We start from the raw sequence: 18,577 nt of genomic DNA, 5'->3' as shown, positions 1-18,577 counted from the left end.
TTACCGAAAACGTTTTATGACATAAGGAATATACAGCTGATTCAGGAACAGGAGCTAATCATGTCCCAACACAATAACCAAACTAAAATCAATCGTCTATGGTATCAACAACCGGCAAAACGCTGGGAAGAAGCGCTCCCCATCGGGAACGGCCGTCTTGGAGGCATGGTGTACGGTGGCGCAGCAGATGAACGAATTCAGCTCAATGAAGATACATTATGGTCAGGATTTCCACGGGATACGATTCAATACAGCAGCCAGCGGTATTTGAAACAGACACGTGAGTTGATCCTGTCCGGACAATATGGTGAAGCTGAGGATTTGTTAAACCGTGAAATGCTCGGTCGTGATGTAGAGGCCTATCAGCCAATGGGTCACTTTCTATTGCACCATGAAGGTCTGGATGATCTTTCATATGATGCATTTGAACGGGAACTTGATCTGGAATCGGGTATTGCAACCACGACGTACTCATGGGAAGGAATTCGTTACGTACGTGAAGTGTATTCCAGTGCTTCGGATGATCTGATGGTCTGCACATTAACTGCTGATCAGAAGGGCGCTGTGAGTGTAAGTGTTACGCTAGACAGTCCCCATCCTTATCGCGTTGAGACTTCGGGAGATGCACTAACCATGTTCAGTCGGTGCCCAAGTCACGTGGAGTCCAATTACTTCAGAGATCACCCGGAATCCGTCCTCTATGAAGAGGATCGGGGAACGGCTTATGCTGTCCGTGTAGCATTCACGGCATCTGGCGATCAGGTGAAGGTCTCCAATCTGGAAGGCAAGTTACATATTCAGGGTGCTGACCAGGTTGTTTTCTATCTGGCAGCGGCTACCTCCTTTGAGAGTTACGATGTGTTACCTCTGAAGGATCATCCTGTATTGGAAGAGGAATGCAAGGAGTTGATCTCCAAAGCGATCACACATGGCGTGGAAGGCCTTCGTGACCGACATATTCAGGATCATAGTGCGCTGTTTAACAGAGTCTCTATTGATTTAGGGGTATCGGCTAACGCCGAATTACCTACAGATGAGCGGCTGCAGGCTTATCAGGCAGGGCAACAAGATCCTGGACTGGAGGCACTTTATTTTCAATATGGAAGATATCTGTTAATGGCTAGTTCGCGTCCAGGCAGCCAGCCTGCCAATCTGCAGGGAATCTGGAACCATCAGGTAGAGCCGCCATGGCATAGTGACTACACAATCAACATCAACACGGAAATGAATTACTGGCCGGCAGAAGTCTGCAATCTCAGTGAATGTCATGAGCCGCTGTTCGATATGCTGACAGATCTCAGTGATACAGGGCGCAGAACAGCACGGATTCTCTACGGAGCCCGTGGATGGACTGCGCATCATAACGTGGATATCTGGAGAACCACCACACCTACAGGCGGAGACGCGAGCTGGGCATTCTGGCCAATGGGCGGCGTTTGGCTGACCTCGCATCTATGGGAGCATTACCAATTTACCGGGGATCAGCGTTTTCTTGAGAAACGTGCGTATCCCATCATGAAAGAGGCTGCCTTGTTCTGTCTCGACTGGTTGGTGGAAGGACCTGACGGTTATCTGGTCACGATTCCATCCACTTCACCAGAGAACAAGTTTCTCACAGATAATGGGGAGGCACGCAGTATATCCATGGCTTCAACGATGGATATGACGTTAATTCGTGAACTGTTCACCCGCTGTATTGAGGCCGCGAAGCAATTGAATCTAGATGAGTCATTGGCGGGCGAGTGGGGGGAGGCTCTGGACAAACTCTATCCATTCCGAATTGGAAGCGAAGGACAATTGCTGGAGTGGTTTAAGGATTTTGCCGAATCCGAGCCAGGGCATCGTCACGTCTCCCATCTGTATGGACTGTATCCGGGAGAGCAGATCAATCGAGTACACACACCGGAATTGGTAGAAGCAGCACGGGTATCGCTTGAACGTCGTATCTCACAAGGTGGCGGGCATACAGGATGGAGCTGTGCATGGTTGATCAATCTGTATGCACGACTGCTGGATAGCAGCCAGGCACATCAGTTTGTGCGCACGTTGCTGGCCCGGTCCACACATCCAAATCTGTTTGATGACCATCCACCATTCCAGATCGATGGTAATTTTGGAGGTACGGCCGGAATCGCGGAGATGTTATTGCAGAGCCACTTGAACGAGTTACATTTACTGCCGGCACTACCCGAACTCTGGACTCAAGGTCGAGTTGAAGGGCTTCGTGCAAGAGGTGGTTATACGGTAGCCATAACGTGGACGGACAACAAGCTTGCTTCAGCGGTTATTAAGGCAGATCGAAGTGAGTCGCTTACCCTTCGCAGTGCTTATCCGCTACGCGTGGAAGGACATGAACAAGCCAAGGCAGAGCTTACGCCTCAGGGCGATTATGTAATTATTTTAACGATGACCGTAGGACAGACGATCCGCGTGTCATCATGAGACGGAGGAGCCAACCATGACCATTTTTAAATTTCCGCAAGATTTCCGCTGGGGGACAGCAACAGCTTCCTATCAAATAGAAGGAGCGGCACAGGAAGGTGGACGCGGGGTATCCATCTGGGATACGTTTGCGCGCACACCTGGCAAGGTATATAACGGAGACAATGGGGATGTCGCATGTGACAGTTACCACCGTTACGAGGAAGACATCGAACTGATGAAGAAACTCGGGATTAATACGTACCGGTTCTCCATTGCGTGGCCGCGCATTATTCCTGACGGAGATGGGGAGATCAATCGGGAAGGACTGGACTTCTACCATCGCTTCGTGGATGCATTGTTAGAGGCTGGCATCGAACCGTTCCTCACGCTGTATCACTGGGATCTTCCACAAACGCTGGAGGATGACGGGGGTTGGGGCAACCGAAGAACGATAGACGCTTTTGTGAAATATGCCGAAGTGATTTTCAAAGAATTCTCAGGCAAGATCAACTTTTGGCTGACATTTAATGAACCATGGTGTATCGCGTTCCTGTCGAACCTTCTCGGGATTCATGCGCCAGGAAACAAAGACCTGCAAACGTCAATTAATGTGGCTCATGGATTGCTGGTTGCTCATGGTAAAGCCGTTCAATCCTTCCGTCGCTTGGGAACAACAGGTCAGATTGGAATTGCTCCGAACGTATGCTGGGCTGAGCCGTACAGCAAATCCCCTGAGGACCAAGCTGCCTGTGACCGATCGATTGCGCTCAATACCGATTGGTTCCTAGATCCAATCTACAAAGGTTCATATCCGCAGTTTATGGTGGATTGGTTTGCAGAAGCAGGGGCTACTGTGCCAATTCAGGAAGGCGATATGGAGATCATCTCACAACCGATCGATCTGCTCGGCATTAACTATTACACGATGGGGATCAATCGCTTCAATCCGGAGGCAGGTGCTCTGCAATCGGAAGAAGTTGATATGGGCCTCACCAAAACCGATATTGGCTGGCCTGTGGAATCACGTGGTTTGTATGAATTTATGCATTACTTGCAAAAATACGGAAATGTGGATGTATATATCACAGAGAATGGTGCCTGCATCAATGATGATCTGGAGAATGGCAAAATTAATGATGATCGCCGGATTGCCTATTATGAACAGCATTTGGCTCAAATTCATCGCATCATTAATGACGGCATTAACCTGAAAGGGTACATGGCATGGTCACTGATGGATAATTTCGAGTGGGCAGAAGGCTACCGCATGCGTTTTGGTCTTGTTCATATGGACTATCGTTCACTCGTGAGAACACCGAAGGAGAGTTATTACTGGTATCAGAACGTCATCAAGAATAATTGGTTGGAGACACGGAACGAACATAATCCCCAATAGTTTGGGTGGCAGGTTACAAGGGAAGAGCAGGTCCTCATTATATACGGTTCCCTTATTAAAGATAAAAAAGACGGCAACTTTGGAGTATTCCATTGTGCCGTCTTTTTTTGTATTTTTACCGTTGAAAATGAGTAGTTCATAAAGGTTTCATAAGGTCAAGTGCAGTTCCTGTTATGAAGAGACGTTTTTTGGGTTATAAGAAGTATGAATGAATTGAAAAATGTTTTGTCAACGGTTGAAATCAAAATAAAGTGTCCAAATTGCGAAGAAAATTTGAACATTTGTTGACTAAAAATCATACTGATGTGGTATATTGGTATAAGGAAAGCACTTACAAAAAGGGAAAAGGAAGTGTTTACTATGGCATCGAAGACAGCAATGGTTAGCCAATTGGAGCGCAAAGACAAAAATATGCGGCGCGCCGTCTTGACGATGACAGTTCTGGCATGGGTCGCACTCATTACGGGAGTGATCATGTGTCTGATCAATCTGAATGAATTTAATGATCGTAATCTTGGCTTGATGGTCGGTATTGGATTCCTTGTAGGTAGTGTGTTTATTTACGTTATTGCCAAAGCGATTGGCCTTGTTCATACACGCCGGGAAGACGAAGGCGCCGATTGATTATAATCCTGCGTTAATTCGTTCATAATAAGACTGGATAAGTTCCCGGAATCCAGTCAATAAAGCCCTTTGCGGATTCGTTGACATTGTTCAACGGGACTGCAAAGGGTTTTATTTTGTGACTTGATGTGTAAAGATTACAATAAGCAAATATCAACCATGCAAGCGATTTGTGAGAAAAAATTCACACATTTAAGGTGTAAAATCGACAAATTTGTTAACAAGAACAAAAAAGTTGTTCATTTCTGATATCTTTAGTAGGAAGAGAGTAGTATACTGATTTTTCAGTATGAGCGAATTTAAGGAGAGGGGATCAAAATGAACAAGAAACCTAGGTCGCTAACCCGGATTATCATTCCGGTTGTCCTGACGTTGGTTACAATTGCATTGATTGTCTGGCCAATGCTGGCAGGCGGGCAGTACGTTGTTCTGGATCCGAAGGGACCAATTGGCGCTTCGCAGAGAGATTTGATTGTCATCTCGACAATTTTGTGTGCTGTCATTATTGTGCCAGTACTCATTTTGTCTGCTGTCATCGTATGGCGTTACCGCGACAAGCCGGATAACAAAGCTGCTTATGAACCTAACTGGTCTCATAGTACGAAGGCGGAGGCAATCTGGTGGACCGTTCCAATTATTATTATTGGAATACTTGCCATTGTTACGATTCGTTACACGTATGATCTGGAGCCTTCGAAGCCGTTGGCTCACGAGAAAGCACCAATTACCATCCAAGTGTCTTCACTGGATTGGAAATGGCTGTTTATGTATCCTGAGCAAGGGATTGCAACGGTCAACACGTTGAATATTCCGGCAGATCGGCCCGTGAAATTTGAACTCACTGCGGATTCACCAATGAACTCGTTCTGGATTCCGCAACTTGGAGGACAAATTTATACAATGTCGGGTATGGCAATGACCTTGTACCTGCAGGCAGATCATGAAGGCAAGTACTGGGGTTCCGGTGCTAACTTCACAGGTGAGCATTTTGGAGAAATGCGTTTTGATGTGAATGCTACATCGGACGAAGATTTTGACAAATGGGTAGCTGATGTGAAACAGAATTCTCAGCCATTGACCACAGAAGGTTACAGTGCACTGGCTGAACCAGGAACAAGCAATGTTGCTTATTATTCTGCTTTCCCAGAAGGATTGTTCCAAAATATCGTAACCAAGTATGTTGTAGATGGTCAAAGTGCTCATAGCAAACATGGAACTTCAAACGAAGCTTCTGGAGCCATTCAAAATGCAACTGATACGTCCAATCAAGACGAGGACAAGAGTGCTAACTAAAGATTCGAAAGGAGGCCCCCAATGTTAGAGGGACTTAAAGAGTTTGCATCGGAGTTTTTCGTAACCGGTGATCCGCTCATTTATGGTGCGATGGTAGCTATCGGAATTACCATGATTACTATTGTAGCGGTGCTAACTTATTTCAAAAAATGGGGCTGGCTCTGGCGTAACTGGTTAACGACTGTCGATCATAAAAAGATCGGTATCATGTATATCATCGCTTCCATTATCATGTTGTTCCGTGGTGGTGTGGATGCGCTAATGATGCGCCTTCAGCTGGCTATGCCTAACAATGAATTTCTAAATCCTGAACACTATAATCAGGTCTTCACAACTCACGGCACGATCATGATCCTGTTCATGGCGATGCCATTTATGTTTGGTCTATTTAACGTTATCGTACCACTACAGATCGGAGCAAGAGACGTTGCGTTCCCATTCCTGAATGCACTCAGCTTCTGGCTGTTCTTCTTGGGCGCAATGCTGTTTAACCTGTCCTTCGTTATCGGTGGTTCACCGGATGCAGGATGGCTGAGTTATCCGCCTCTATCGGAGCTGTCGCACAGTCCAGGGGTAGGACAGAACTTCTATATATGGGGTATACAGATATCAGGTATCGGTTCCCTGGCTACCGGTATCAACTTCCTGGTTACCATCATTAAAATGCGTGCGCCAGGCATGAGATGGATGAAAATGCCGATGTTCACATGGTCGGTATTCTCCACTTGTATTATCATCTTGTTCGCTTTCCCAATCTTGACCGTGACACTTGCATTGTTATTCCTCGACAGGTTTGCCGGGGCGCATTTCTTCACACTTGATTTGGGCGGTAACCCAATGATGTATATCAACTTGATCTGGATGTGGGGTCACCCTGAGGTATACATTGTCGTCTTGCCGGCATTCGGTGTATTCTCCGAGATTGTAAGTACCTTCTCTCGGAAAAAACTGTTTGGTTACAAGTCGATGGTATTCGCAATGTTGATCATCAGCTTCCTGTCCTTCTTCACATGGGCGCATCACTTCTTCACGATGGGTTCCGGAGCAGACGTGAATGCATTCTTCGCCGTAACTACGATGTTGATTGCTATTCCAACAGGGGTTAAGATATTCAACTGGCTGTTTACCATGTATCGAGGAAGGATACGCATGGCGACTCCGATGATGTGGACACTTGCCTTTATCCCGTGTTTTATTGTCGGGGGTATGACAGGCGTTCTGTTATCCGTTGCTCCTGCTGACTTCCAGTTCCACAACAGTTACTTCCTGATTGCCCACTTCCACCAAGTATTGATCGGTGGTGTTGTCTTCGGATACTTCGCAGGTCTGTACTACTGGTGGCCTAAAATGTTCGGTTTCCAACTCGAAGAGAAACTGGGCAAATGGGCATTCTGGACTTGGAATATTGGTTTCTATGTCTGCTTCATGCCGCAGTACGCTGTCGGCTTGATGGGTATGACACGTCGTCTGAGCACTTACGGCTGGGATACTGGCTGGTGGGAATTGAACTTCGTATCCACAATCGGGGCATTCCTGATGGGTGTCGGATTCCTGTTCCAAGTTGCGCAAATCGCAGACGGTATTCGCAAATACAAATCACTCAAAGCTCCTGCCGATCCATGGGATGGCCGTACGCTGGAGTGGTCAATTCCTTCACCAGCTCCTGAATACAACTTCGCCGTTACACCGCGCGGAGATGATATTGATGAGTGGTGGGAAGAGAAAGAACGTCGTGCCAAAGGCATCTATCCGCCAGAGCAACCGCTTGAGCCGATTCATATGCCGAAGAACTCTGGAATTCCGTTCATCATGTCTGTCTTCTGGTTCATCGCCGGTTTCGGCTTTGTCTTCGGATGGCTGTGGATGGCAATTCTCGGACTCGCTGGCGTAGGGATCTGTATGATCGCCCGTTCATTCTCATACGATACGGATTATTATATTCCGGTCGACGAAATTAAGCGTACCGAAGCGTCGTTAAGGGGGTCGGTATAGATGGCTCAAGCAGCCGCTAAGCACGGTGAGAATCATGCACATGGTCACGACCATGGACATCATGATCCACAGGAAATGAAAATTCTCGGATTCTGGTTCTTCCTGATTTCCGACGTTATCCTGTTCTCCGTATTGTTCGCAACCTTCATTGTGTTGCGTGACAATACGGCGGGCGGACCGATTTTGTCTGAATTGATCAAAATGCCTGGTGTTATTGCCGAAACGTTTATCTTGCTCACAAGTTCATTCACGAGCGGACTAGCCGTACTGGCGATGAATCAAGGCAAAGTAAAACAATTAATCAGTTGGCTGGCGGTTACAGCCGTTCTGGGTGCAAGCTTTATCGCACTGGAAGTATATGAGTTTATTGAGTTGATTCACGAAGGGTTCAGCTTTACAACGAGTGCTGCTTCTGGCGCATTCTTCACCCTTGTGGGAACTCACGGACTTCACGTATCGCTCGGTCTGATCTGGATGATTGGACTTATGTTACAACTGAAAAAACGTGGTATTACCGATGTTACTCGCGGTAAAATCAACGTAATCAGCTTGTACTGGCACTTCTTGGACGTCGTATGGATTTTCCTCCTGTCGATCGTCTATCTCATGGGGGTGATGTAGATGTCAGAGCACAACTCACATGATTCCCACGGTCATGAGCAACATGGTTCATTGAAGTCTTATGTCATCGGCTTCATCCTGTCCGTCGTTCTGACAATCATTCCACTTGTGGTGGTTCTCAATGATATGATGGAAAGAACAGGAACACTCATTGTTGTTCTGGGCACGGCAGCACTTCAGTTTGTTGTTCAACTCTTCTTCTTCATGCATATCCGTGAAACAGAGAAACCACGCTGGAATGTCATGGCCCTTATTTTCGGATTACTGATTATGATGACCATCGTAATTGGTTCGATCTGGATTATGCTTAACAATGCTGTTGCACATTAATTGATATGATGAAAGAGCTTCACGACCTTGGTATTCAAGGTTGTGGGGCTCTTTTTTTTCTAAGCTGAAGTTATCGCATATTTTAATGAAAAAAAGTTGTATTATATCTTAATAAGTTGTTTATGAAATAATTTTCCAGTGATATTATTGTTATTCACTCTGTAAATATATTCAATATTTTAGTTAGAGCAATTTTAGCAAAATTATTTTAGGAGATGTACCAATGAAAGCAAGGGTAATCCGTTATTATCGTTTTGGCGAACCAAGTGAAGTGTTATGTATGGAAGAAAAAGATGTGATACCCCCTGACCCCGGTGAATTAGCAGTGAGGATGTATGCTCGGCCTATTAATCCCTCCGATATTATTCCGGTTCGAGGAGCTTACCCACATCGTACCCAATTACCAGCTGTTCCCGGGTTTGAGGGTGTGGGGATAGTAGAAGCAGTAGGATTGGGAGTATCCAATCAAATGTTGGGGCGTCGTGTCTTGCCACTAAAAGGCGAGAATACTTGGCAGGACGTCGTGAAGACTTTGGAGCGACATACAATTATTGTGCCAAATGATATCGATGATCACTCAGCCAGCCAGCTCTATATTAATCCGGTTACGGCTTGGTTGATCTGTACAGAGGTGCTTAAGCTTACGTATGGTGATACCCTGATTGTGAATGCAGGGGGATCTGCGCTCGGACGAATCTTTGCACAGATCTCAAAAATCAATGGATTCAAATTGATTGTGCTTACGAGAGATGATCGTCACACTGCTGAACTGTATCGTCTTGGAGCAGTTTCTGTTATCAATACAACAAAAGAGTTGCTACAGGCTAGAATGGCGGAATTAACAGAGGGATACGGTGCTGATGCAGCCGTGGATTGTATTGGAGGGACAGACGGGGAACAGCTGGTGAGTTGCCTTAAACCAAATGGGACGGTCATCAGTGTAGGGCTACTTTCGGGGATCACACCGTTATGGCATGAAGCAACTCGGGGAACACAAGTTCATGTGAAACTTTTCTGGTTAAAACATTGGGTGGAACGCTGTTCGCAAGAACGCTGGGAACAGGTATTTCATGAGGTAATGGAGCTGGTCAGAGCAGGGAGGCTTGTCATGGCAAACATTGGGGCGACGTATGACCTAACGAATGTACAACAGGCTATTGCAGCGGCTGAATCGGGTATCGAGGGGAAGGTTCTCTTATTACAGTAGTACATAAGACTTGGAAAAAACTCAGCATAAAGAATGCGTAATTAACAACTAATTCATATTGGGGGCCTTGTTGTGAAGATTAAAGATATGATGTTTACTGCGATTATGGCAGCCGTTATTGCAGTACTTGGACTGTTACCGCCGGTTCCACTACCATTTTCTTGGGAGGAGTAGATACTCCGATCCACGACTGGTAATCCATAGACAGTTAGAATCATAAATGTTTTATCGCAGAAAATTCTTTTTTTGAAAATAAAGGTACACAAAAGATACATAATGAACTAAAATGAACTTATATGAACATTAATAATATCAATCTCAACCAATTTAAATGACGAAGGGAATGGATGAATAATGGAAAATCGCTATGCTGCACATCCCAATGAAGTGAAAACGTATGATACATCTCGCCTGCGTGAGGAATTTTTGATGGAGCAACTGTTTGCAACTGATGAATTGGTAACGGTGTATTCTCATGTGGATCGTTATATTGTGGGAACGGCTGTACCCGAGAGTAAGGACATTACCCTTGAAGTGAACCTGAAAGATATCGGAACGAACTTTTTCCTGGAGCGTCGTGAAATCGGTATCATTAATGTCGGTGGTCACGGAACAGTGACAGCGGATGGACAAGGTTATGAGATTGGAGCGAAGGAATGTCTCTACATCGGTAGAGGGGTGAAGGAAGTTGTGTTCACGAGCAGTGACAAGGCTCAACCTGCCCAATTCTATTTTGTATCCACACCGGCTCACCACACCTATCCAACAGTAAAAGCAACACAAGAACAAGCTCAGCCGAATCATCTGGGCAGCATCGAAACTTCCAATGAGCGTACGATCTATCGTTACATTCACCAAGGAGAAGGTGGAATTCAGAGTTGTCAGTTGGTGATGGGCATTACCGAACTCGACAAGGGTAACATGTGGAACACGATGCCTGCACATACCCATAACCGCCGTTCCGAAGTATACTTGTACTGGAACTTGCCTGAAGACGGTGTTGTATTCCATATGATGGGTGAGCCAAACGAAACACGTCATCTGGTTGTACGTGATCGCCAGGCGATCATTTCCCCAAGCTGGTCCATTCACAGTGGTGTGGGTACAAGCAATTACACCTTCTGTTGGGCGATGGCTGGTGAGAACCAGACGTTCGAAGATATGGACGGCGTAGCAATGAAAGACCTGAAATAATAAATTACAGTTTTCTGAGTTAAATTGACAGGGTAGACACTATGACTCATTCATTTTGACTCAGATAGTATAGGAAGTTGATTGTGATGAATCCATTGAAAAGACATGAAAAAATTATGGAGGCTCTGCTGGGACGCCAGGAAGTAACCGTCAGTGATCTGAGTGAGTTGTTGCAGGTGACTGGGAAAACAGTGCGAGAGGATCTCGACAAGTTGGAGAGTATGGGACTGCTCGTACGTGTCCATGGTGGTGCTATGCTGGCTCAGAATGACCAGTATGGCATCTTGAATAGCCGTGGAGTTACCGAGAAACATCATCCGGAGAAGACGGAGATTGCTGAACGTGCCCTTGCTTACATTCGACCTGGAGATATCGTTGCTCTCGATGGTGGTAGCACCACGCTGGAGATGGCCAAACGTCTCGATAATCAACCGCTGACGGTGGTGACCAATGACCTGTTCATTATTGCGGAGCTGACCAAGAAGGAGCAAGTGCGACTGGTTGTGCCTGGCGGGGCTCGTGTACGGAATATGTTGGTTGGGGATGATACGGCTTCGTTTATATCCAGTCTTAACATTCACAAAGCCTTTATATCCACGACAGCCCTTCATCCGGAATTCGGATTATCCATATACACGGGAGATCTGGTTCCTTTGAAAAAAGCAATGATATCTGCCTCGCAGCAAGTATACGGCGTTGTGGATCATTATAAATTCGGACAATTTGCACTGCGAACTTTCGCCCAGTGTTCGGAACTGGACTACATTATCAGCGATAGTCGTTTGGATGAAGAGACGGTTGCCTTATACGAGCTGAGCGGTGTCACAGTGGATTATCAAAGTTAACCTCATTCATTATTCATGGGATTAAAGAACGGACGGCTCTACGGATTGCATATCAAAACCATGCGGAGGAATCATTCATGAACCCATTTGATTTAAGCGGACAAGTTGCACTGGTAACAGGTACCTCGGGAGGACTTGGACAAGGGATGGCCATTGGTTTGGCAGAAGCAGGTGCTGATGTGGTGCTGGTCTCTTATTCCAAGCCTGCGGCAACGGCAATTGCCATTGAAGCACTCGGACGCAAAGCTTATGTGATTGAAGCGGATTTAAGTCGTGAAGATGAGTTGTCTGCAGTGTTCGAACAGGCGCTTGCGTTCCAGGGCAGAATCGACATTCTCGTCAACAATGCCGGAATCATTCGTCGCACACCTGCGGTTGATCATGCAGGGCAGGACTGGCATGATGTAATTGGTCTGAACCTGAACACTGTATTTTTCCTAAGCCAATTGGCAGGCAGACATATGATTGAACGCGGAAGTGGCAAAATCATTAATATTGCATCCATGTTGTCCTATCAAGGTGGGATCAATGTGCCAGGGTATACAGCCAGTAAACATGGCGTTGCCGGTTTAACCAAAGCACTTGCCAATGAATGGGCAGGAAAGGGAATCCAGATTAACGGTATCGCACCTGGTTATATGGAAACCGATAATACTACCCAGATCCGTGCGGACGAGAATCGTTACCGGGATATTACAGCCCGTATTCCTGCGGGGCGCTGGGGAACACCTGAAGATCTGAAAGGCCCGGTTGTCTTTCTGGCATCTGCCGCTTCGGATTATCTGAATGGTCATGTGCTGAATGTCGATGGCGGTTGGATGGCACGTTAATCGTTTGATAATCGGATTAGCATAAGGAGGCAGTGAGATGAAACTTGGTATTCTGGCGCATACATTTGGCAAACAGCCTACAGCACAGCTTGCGCAGACGATTGCGGATAACGGATTTAATTCCGTACAGCTGGCGCTGGCCAAAGCATTATCAGATGTGGACTCATCGAATGGCAAGCTGAGCCCTGGACTGGCGAATGAGATTGGAGATCAATTTGCACAGCGCGGGGTGAAGATTGCGGTACTGGGCTGTTATATTAATCCGATTGACCCTGATCCGGTAACAAGACGTGCGGACATTGATCGATTCAAGGAGCATCTGCGTTATGCCCGGGATTTTGGTTGCAGCATGGTAGCAACGGAGACTGGGGGCTTGGACACCTATCAGGATACACATCCGGATGGATATGAAGAGAAGGCGTGGAGTGTACTGAAAGAAACGGTTGAGGAGTTGGCTGAGGAAGCGGAGAAATGGGGCGTGCATGCGGCGATTGAGCCTGTGTCCACACATACTCTTCATACCCATGAACATATGACACGTTTGTTTGAAGAGATTCCTTCATCGAATCTGGGGATGCTGTTCGACCCGTGTAATCTGATCAAGCAACCACATGCTGCAGATCAAGGGGCTTTCTTGCGCGAGGTGATGGAATCACTGTATCAGCGCATGATTGTGATCCATGCCAAAGATGTAGCCTTTGATGCACAGGGAGAGAAGTACAATCCGGTACCTGGGGCAGGTATACTGGATTACCCGTTATTTTTTGAATTGTTAAAAACGTATAAGCCGCATATTGATATTTCACTTGAAGGCGTAACTGCGGAGGAAGCTGTACCTGCAGCCAAACATTTGCGTGAAGTATGGAGTGCAGTTCGGGTCTAACCAAACCCAGGATGAGGTAATGCATACCGAAGCCAAAGTAGCTGAAAAACCTTTGCGAGTGCAAAGGTTTTTTTGGTACAGAAATCGATAAAGCACATATTTAATTTTTCTTATCGGAACAATCGGAAATAAGTCTTTTCAAATACGACATCTTGTGAGAGAATATGGAAAACATATGCCACCATGCGAAGACATCAGGAACTTCAAGAACGTATATATCGAGGGAGGATTCAGATTTATGTCAAACGAACGTGAGCTTTCATTTGAAACATTGGCAATTCATGCAGGCCAGGAGATTGATCCAACCACCAACGCACGAGCTGTACCCTTGTATCAGACAACATCATATGGATTCAAGGACACCGAGCATGCAGCTAACTTGTTTGGTTTGAAAGAGTTTGGCAACATCTATACCCGCCTGATGAATCCAACAACCGACGTGTTTGAGCAGCGGATTGCGGCGTTGGAAGGCGGAGCTGGAGCGCTGGCTACAGCTTCTGGTCAGGCAGCCATTACGTTTTCACTTCTGAATATTGCTGGTGCAGGCGATGAGATCGTGTCTTCGGCAAGTTTGTATGGAGGTACATACAATCTGTTCTCGACGACTTTGCCGAAACTGGGTCTGGATGTGAAATTTGTGGATTCCAGTGATCCTGAGAATTTCAGAGCTGCGATTACGGAGAAAACCAAAGCATTGTATGCCGAAACGATCGGTAATCCAAAGGGGAATGTACTGGATATTGAAGCGGTGGCAGCCATCGCCCATGAACATGGAATTCCTTTGATCGTGGATAATACGTTCCCGAGTCCGTACCTGCTTCGTCCAATCGAACATGGCGCAGATATTGTCGTTCACTCTGCAACGAAATTTATTGGGGGTCATGGTACATCCATTGGTGGCGTTATCGTGGATAGCGGAAAATTTGACTGGAAAGCAAGTGGCAAGTTCCCGGGATTGACGGAGCCGGACTCCAGTTATAACGGTGTTGTATATACGGAAGCGGTTGGACCGATTGCTTATATTATCAAAGCTCGTGTACAACTTCTGCGTGACTTGGGTGCAACGATTTCTCCATTCAACTCATGGTTGTTGCTGCAAGGACTGGAGACATTACATCTGCGCGTAGAGCGTCATAGTAGCAATGCCCTTGCGGTTGCGGAATTCCTTGAGAAACATGAGGATGTGTCTTGGGTAAGTTATGCAGGTCTGCCGAGCCACGGTTCTTATGAGCTTGCAAAGAAATATCTGCCAAGAGGGCAAGGTGCGATTCTGACCTTTGGAATTAAAGGTGGTGCGGACGCAGGTCGCAAATTGATTGAAAGTGTCAAATTGTTCTCTCACCTTGCGAATGTTGGTGACTCCAAGTCTCTAATCATTCACCCGGCAAGCACAACTCATGCGCAGTTGACTGAAGATGAACAGACCGCAGCAGGGGTTAATCCGGAATTGATTCGTCTGTCTGTAGGTACTGAGAACATTCAAGACATTATCTATGATCTGGAGCAAGCCATCAAAGCAAGTCAGGGAGCAAGTGTAGGCGCATAAATGGCATTGGGTGGATGTGTAACAATCACTTAAGCGGATATGCCATAAACAGGTTATATGAATATCAATAGATGGTTAAAGCCGTTGTCCTCCGGGACAGCGGCTTTTTATCTTTTTGAACACGCATGTATGACTATCCATTGAAAAAAGCCCATTTACAAATGTGGATCACAGGCATATACTGATTAAAAGTTGTATTGGGTAAAAATAATTGCATAAGCACAAAAATGATTATCATTCTCATTCGAGATTATTGCAAAATCATTCACAAAACCATGCTGCTGCGGGACTCCCGCAGCAGCATGTGTCATTTTTAGGGCATTAACAATGGCTCTCATTCTCAATACAACTTCATCTCTGGAAGCGGAACTGAGCACATTCACTATCCGCAAACCTACCATCGAAAGGAACGTGATTCATATGCAAGCGATACATCAACCTTTACACAGACAGAAACAAGCAGAACAATGCTCATCCCAAACACCAGGTCCCAATCGGGGCAAGAAGCCTGATTTTCGAGCCATGATACAGAATAAAGAGATGCAATCAGCATTGGGCAGCGGGCTGTTGATGCTGATTGCCTGGGGAACTGCACCGTATTTTGCTACCTTATCCATCATGCTCTACATTGTGGCGTATGCCGTTGGCGGTTGGACCAAAGCGAAGGAAGGCATCGAGACACTGGTCAAGGACCGTGATCTGGATGTAAACCTGCTGATGATTGCCGCATCCCTTGGGGCAGCAGCCATCGGTTACTGGAATGAAGGAGCGATGCTGATCTTTATTTTTGCACTCAGTGGTGCGTTGGAAAGTTATGCGACAGAGCGCAGTCATAAGGATATCTCATCGTTGCTGGCGCTCAAGCCAGAGACTGCAATGCGTATTGAGGACGGACAGATGAACCTTGTGGCTATTGATGATCTGCAGCCGGGTGATCTGCTGTTGGTCAAACCGGGAGAACTTATCCCAGCAGATGGTGTCGTGTACCGGGGGAGTTCTTTTATCAATCAGTCGTCCATCACGGGAGAATCCCTGCCTGTGGACAAAGTTGTGGGGGATGAGGTCTACGCAGGTACGGTAAACGGGGAGGGTGCCTTATATGTAGAGGTCACAAAATCGGCTGAAGGGTCACTGTTTGGCAAAATCATTAAAATGGTGGAAGAAGCACAGGCAGAAGTGCCGGATTCCCAGCGTTTCATGGAGCGGTTTGAAGGAATATACGCACGCATTGTTGTAGGGGTGACTTTACTTGTGATTGCAGGAACTCCACTACTGCTTGGCTGGACATGGAATGAGGCATTTTATAAAGCGATGGTGTTTCTGGTTGTTGCTTCGCCTTGTGCATTGGTGTCTTCGATCATGCCTGTCATGCTGTCCGCGATGTCCAGTAGCGCCCGTCGTGGCATTCTCTTCAAGGGTGGTGCCCATATGGAGAATATGGCTCGCACGCGGGTCGTGGCTTTTGACAAAACAGGTACATTGACCATGGGCACCCCACAAGTGACCGATATTATTACGGCTGAACATGTAGATCGTGCTCAGCTCTTAGCTGCGGTAGCGGCGATTGAGAACCTCTCCATGCATCCTTTGGCTCGTGCCATCGTAGATCAGGCGAACAAGGAGAATATTACACTTCAGGAAGCGGAACACGTACAGGCTCTAACAGGCTGGGGCATCGAAGGAACTGTGAACGATGTGGTCTGGAGCATTGGTAAAACAGATGTACTGGGATCAATGCAGCCAGAGGAGATGAAAGATAGCAACGTTGATGATCCAGATGGACATGGTGCTAACCATATGAAGGTATCTTCTAAGTGGGACGATGTATGCTCCCGTCTTGAAGGGGAGGGGAAAACCGTATCCGCTGTTATGGCTGATAGTGAATTAGTCGGGCTGATCGCGATGCGGGACACGGTACGGCCACAGGCAGCAGCTGCAGTGAAAAAGCTTGAAGCGATGGGTGTAAAAGTTGCCATGTTAACAGGAGATCGAGCCAGATCAGCTTCTGTAATTGCGCGTGAAACTGGAGTAAGCATGGTCTATGCAGACTTGCTGCCTGGAGATAAAGTGAAGCAGGTCCAAGCGCTCCGCAAACAGTATGGTCCAGTGTTAATGGTAGGGGATGGTGTCAATGATGCACCGGCACTTGCAGCAGCTACTGTGGGTATGGGGATGGGATTGTCCGGCAGCGGAACTGCACTGGAGGTCGCTGATGCGGTACTCATGAACGATAACATTGAAGAGATCGCTTGGGTGATTGGGCAAGCCCGGCGAGCTCAGCGTACGGTGAAACAGAATATGTGTTTTGCCATCACCGTTATTCTGGCCTTAATTGCTGGGAACTTCCTCCAAGACGTCGCATTGCCTCTGGGTGTGGTAGGTCATGAAGGAAGTACAATTCTGGTTATTCTGAATGGGCTTAGGCTGCTACGGTAATGAGATTTGAAGAGGAAAATGAGTAATTGGTTTCGCAGGTAGTATGCGGCTGGTTTAACAGCTTACGTTTGAACCTTGGGTCAGTGGGCAATGATTCGAAGGGACGATTCGAGGATAAAGAGAGCTGTGAAATATGGGACGTTATGTACAAGTGGAACCAAATGTAAAAGTATATGTTGAAGATATTGGCGAAGGCACCCCGGTTGTCTTTTTGCGTGGCTGGCCTGTTAATTATAAAATGTTTGAATACCAATTGAACGTACTGCCGAACCATGGCATTCGTGCCATCGCGATAGATTTTAGAGGATATGGCTTATCGGATAAGCCTTCAACAGGATAAGATTATGATCGCATGGCAGACGATGTTCGTGCCGTTATTGATGATCTGGAGCTGAAAGACGCGGTACTCGCAGGATTATCTACGGGTGGAGCGATCGCAGTACATTACATGGCCCCCCATAAGGGGCATGGTGTCTCCAAGCTGGCCTTGTTATCTGCGGCAGCACCTGTGTTCACACAGCGTGAAGGTTATCCGTATGGATTGACTCCAGAGCAGCTGAACGAGCAGATCATTGAGCCGATCTTTGCAGATCGTCCGAAGTTACTGGAGACGTTTGGCGGCATGTTCTTTGCGAAGAAACACAGCCAGCCATTCATGGGTTGGTTCCACGCCCTCGGCATGGAAGCTTCATCTTATGGTACCATTCGCAGTGCAATTGCGCTGCGGGACGAGGACTTGCGAGGTGACCTGAGTTCAATCCAGATGCCAACTGCCATTTTGCACGGGAAAAAAGGTGAGATCTGTCCGTTTGAGTTCGCCGAGCAGATGCACCAAGGCATCGCTTCGTCTCAACTGATTGCTTTTGAAGAGAGCGGTCATGGTGCATTCTATGATGAATTGGAAAAATTCAAATCGGAACTGATTCGTTTCATCCAATCCTGATCAGGAAAAGGCA

At 46.7% G+C, this 18,577-nt stretch carries 14 protein-coding genes and 1 pseudogene; all 15 read left to right on the top strand.

What is annotated here, in order from left to right:
* Nucleotides 1–60 precede the first annotated feature (60 nt).
* The 15 genes and pseudogenes from MKZ13_RS26605 (at nt 61) to MKZ13_RS26535 (ending at nt 18,564) form a co-directional block, all read left to right on the top strand.
* Nucleotides 61–2,442, top strand: a complete 2,382-nt coding sequence (locus MKZ13_RS26605; protein WP_221820753.1) for a glycoside hydrolase family 95 protein — start codon at nt 61–63, stop codon at nt 2,440–2,442.
* Nucleotides 2,443–2,458: 16 nt separating this feature from the next.
* Nucleotides 2,459–3,820: a GH1 family beta-glucosidase gene (locus MKZ13_RS26600; RefSeq protein WP_339179483.1), complete on the top strand. Its 1,362-nt coding sequence runs from the start codon at nt 2,459–2,461 to the stop codon at nt 3,818–3,820.
* Nucleotides 3,821–4,180: 360 nt separating this feature from the next.
* Nucleotides 4,181–4,444 carry a hypothetical protein gene (locus MKZ13_RS26595; RefSeq protein WP_036606904.1) on the top strand — a complete coding sequence of 88 codons (264 nt, stop codon included), beginning with the start codon at nt 4,181–4,183 and terminating at the stop codon, nt 4,442–4,444.
* A 318-nt stretch (nt 4,445–4,762) separates the two neighbouring features.
* On the top strand, nt 4,763–5,737 hold the full coding sequence (cyoA, locus tag MKZ13_RS26590; RefSeq protein ID WP_145325834.1) for a ubiquinol oxidase subunit II: 975 nt from the start codon (nt 4,763–4,765) through the stop codon (nt 5,735–5,737).
* Nucleotides 5,738–5,758: 21 nt separating this feature from the next.
* Nucleotides 5,759–7,729 carry a cbb3-type cytochrome c oxidase subunit I gene (locus MKZ13_RS26585; protein WP_076212762.1) on the top strand — a complete coding sequence of 657 codons (1,971 nt, stop codon included), beginning with the start codon at nt 5,759–5,761 and terminating at the stop codon, nt 7,727–7,729.
* On the top strand, nt 7,730–8,350 hold the full coding sequence (gene cyoC / locus MKZ13_RS26580) for a cytochrome o ubiquinol oxidase subunit III (RefSeq protein WP_036606911.1): 621 nt from the start codon (nt 7,730–7,732) through the stop codon (nt 8,348–8,350).
* Nucleotides 8,351–8,680 (top strand): cytochrome o ubiquinol oxidase subunit IV, encoded by a 330-nt coding sequence (cyoD, locus tag MKZ13_RS26575; protein ID WP_036606914.1) that lies wholly within the window; start codon nt 8,351–8,353, stop codon nt 8,678–8,680. It abuts the gene before it with no gap.
* A gap of 223 nt (nt 8,681–8,903) precedes the next feature.
* Entirely contained in the window at nt 8,904–9,887 is a 984-nt protein-coding gene (locus tag MKZ13_RS26570) for a zinc-dependent alcohol dehydrogenase family protein (protein ID WP_339179476.1), read from the top strand.
* A 354-nt stretch (nt 9,888–10,241) separates the two neighbouring features.
* Nucleotides 10,242–11,081 (top strand): 5-dehydro-4-deoxy-D-glucuronate isomerase, encoded by an 840-nt coding sequence (gene kduI, locus MKZ13_RS26565; protein WP_036606918.1) that lies wholly within the window; start codon nt 10,242–10,244, stop codon nt 11,079–11,081.
* An 86-nt stretch (nt 11,082–11,167) separates the two neighbouring features.
* Nucleotides 11,168–11,926, top strand: coding sequence for a DeoR/GlpR family DNA-binding transcription regulator (locus tag MKZ13_RS26560; RefSeq protein WP_221820760.1), 759 nt, complete (start codon nt 11,168–11,170; stop codon nt 11,924–11,926).
* A gap of 77 nt (nt 11,927–12,003) precedes the next feature.
* A complete protein-coding gene (gene kduD, locus MKZ13_RS26555; protein ID WP_221820762.1) occupies nt 12,004–12,756 on the top strand; it encodes a 2-dehydro-3-deoxy-D-gluconate 5-dehydrogenase KduD in 753 nt (250 codons plus the stop codon).
* Between the two features lie 37 nt (nt 12,757–12,793).
* Nucleotides 12,794–13,639 carry a sugar phosphate isomerase/epimerase gene (locus MKZ13_RS26550; RefSeq protein WP_221820764.1) on the top strand — a complete coding sequence of 282 codons (846 nt, stop codon included), beginning with the start codon at nt 12,794–12,796 and terminating at the stop codon, nt 13,637–13,639.
* Nucleotides 13,640–13,877: 238 nt separating this feature from the next.
* Nucleotides 13,878–15,185: a homocysteine synthase gene (locus MKZ13_RS26545; RefSeq protein ID WP_339179470.1), complete on the top strand. Its 1,308-nt coding sequence runs from the start codon at nt 13,878–13,880 to the stop codon at nt 15,183–15,185.
* A gap of 522 nt (nt 15,186–15,707) precedes the next feature.
* On the top strand, nt 15,708–17,621 hold the full coding sequence (locus MKZ13_RS26540; RefSeq protein ID WP_339179468.1) for a heavy metal translocating P-type ATPase: 1,914 nt from the start codon (nt 15,708–15,710) through the stop codon (nt 17,619–17,621).
* 133 nt (nt 17,622–17,754) lie between these two features.
* Nucleotides 17,755–18,564, top strand: a pseudogene (locus MKZ13_RS26535) (alpha/beta hydrolase).
* Nucleotides 18,565–18,577 lie beyond the last annotated feature (13 nt).

The organism is Paenibacillus sp. FSL R5-0701, from assembly GCF_037973995.1.
In the GTDB taxonomy this organism is placed as follows: domain Bacteria; phylum Bacillota; class Bacilli; order Paenibacillales; family Paenibacillaceae; genus Paenibacillus.
This window is presented reverse-complemented; position numbering and strand designations above follow the sequence as displayed.

Excerpts from the sequence above, each read along its gene's own strand:
- kduI (WP_036606918.1), top strand. The coding sequence starts at position 10,242 with ATGGAAAATCGCTATGCTGCACATCCCAATGAAGTGAAAACGTATGAT.
- MKZ13_RS26600 (WP_339179483.1), top strand. The coding sequence starts at position 2,459 with ATGACCATTTTTAAATTTCCGCAAGATTTCCGCTGGGGGACAGCAACA.
- cyoA (WP_145325834.1), top strand. The coding sequence starts at position 4,763 with ATGAACAAGAAACCTAGGTCGCTAACCCGGATTATCATTCCGGTTGTC.
- MKZ13_RS26540 (WP_339179468.1), top strand. The coding sequence starts at position 15,708 with ATGATACAGAATAAAGAGATGCAATCAGCATTGGGCAGCGGGCTGTTG.
- MKZ13_RS26550 (WP_221820764.1), top strand. The coding sequence starts at position 12,794 with ATGAAACTTGGTATTCTGGCGCATACATTTGGCAAACAGCCTACAGCA.
- MKZ13_RS26595 (WP_036606904.1), top strand. The coding sequence starts at position 4,181 with ATGGCATCGAAGACAGCAATGGTTAGCCAATTGGAGCGCAAAGACAAA.
- MKZ13_RS26560 (WP_221820760.1), top strand. The coding sequence starts at position 11,168 with ATGAATCCATTGAAAAGACATGAAAAAATTATGGAGGCTCTGCTGGGA.
- kduD (WP_221820762.1), top strand. The coding sequence starts at position 12,004 with ATGAACCCATTTGATTTAAGCGGACAAGTTGCACTGGTAACAGGTACC.
- cyoD (WP_036606914.1), top strand. The coding sequence starts at position 8,351 with ATGTCAGAGCACAACTCACATGATTCCCACGGTCATGAGCAACATGGT.
- MKZ13_RS26545 (WP_339179470.1), top strand. The coding sequence starts at position 13,878 with ATGTCAAACGAACGTGAGCTTTCATTTGAAACATTGGCAATTCATGCA.
- cyoC (WP_036606911.1), top strand. The coding sequence starts at position 7,730 with ATGGCTCAAGCAGCCGCTAAGCACGGTGAGAATCATGCACATGGTCAC.
- MKZ13_RS26585 (WP_076212762.1), top strand. The coding sequence starts at position 5,759 with ATGTTAGAGGGACTTAAAGAGTTTGCATCGGAGTTTTTCGTAACCGGT.
- MKZ13_RS26605 (WP_221820753.1), top strand. The coding sequence starts at position 61 with ATGTCCCAACACAATAACCAAACTAAAATCAATCGTCTATGGTATCAA.
- MKZ13_RS26570 (WP_339179476.1), top strand. The coding sequence starts at position 8,904 with ATGAAAGCAAGGGTAATCCGTTATTATCGTTTTGGCGAACCAAGTGAA.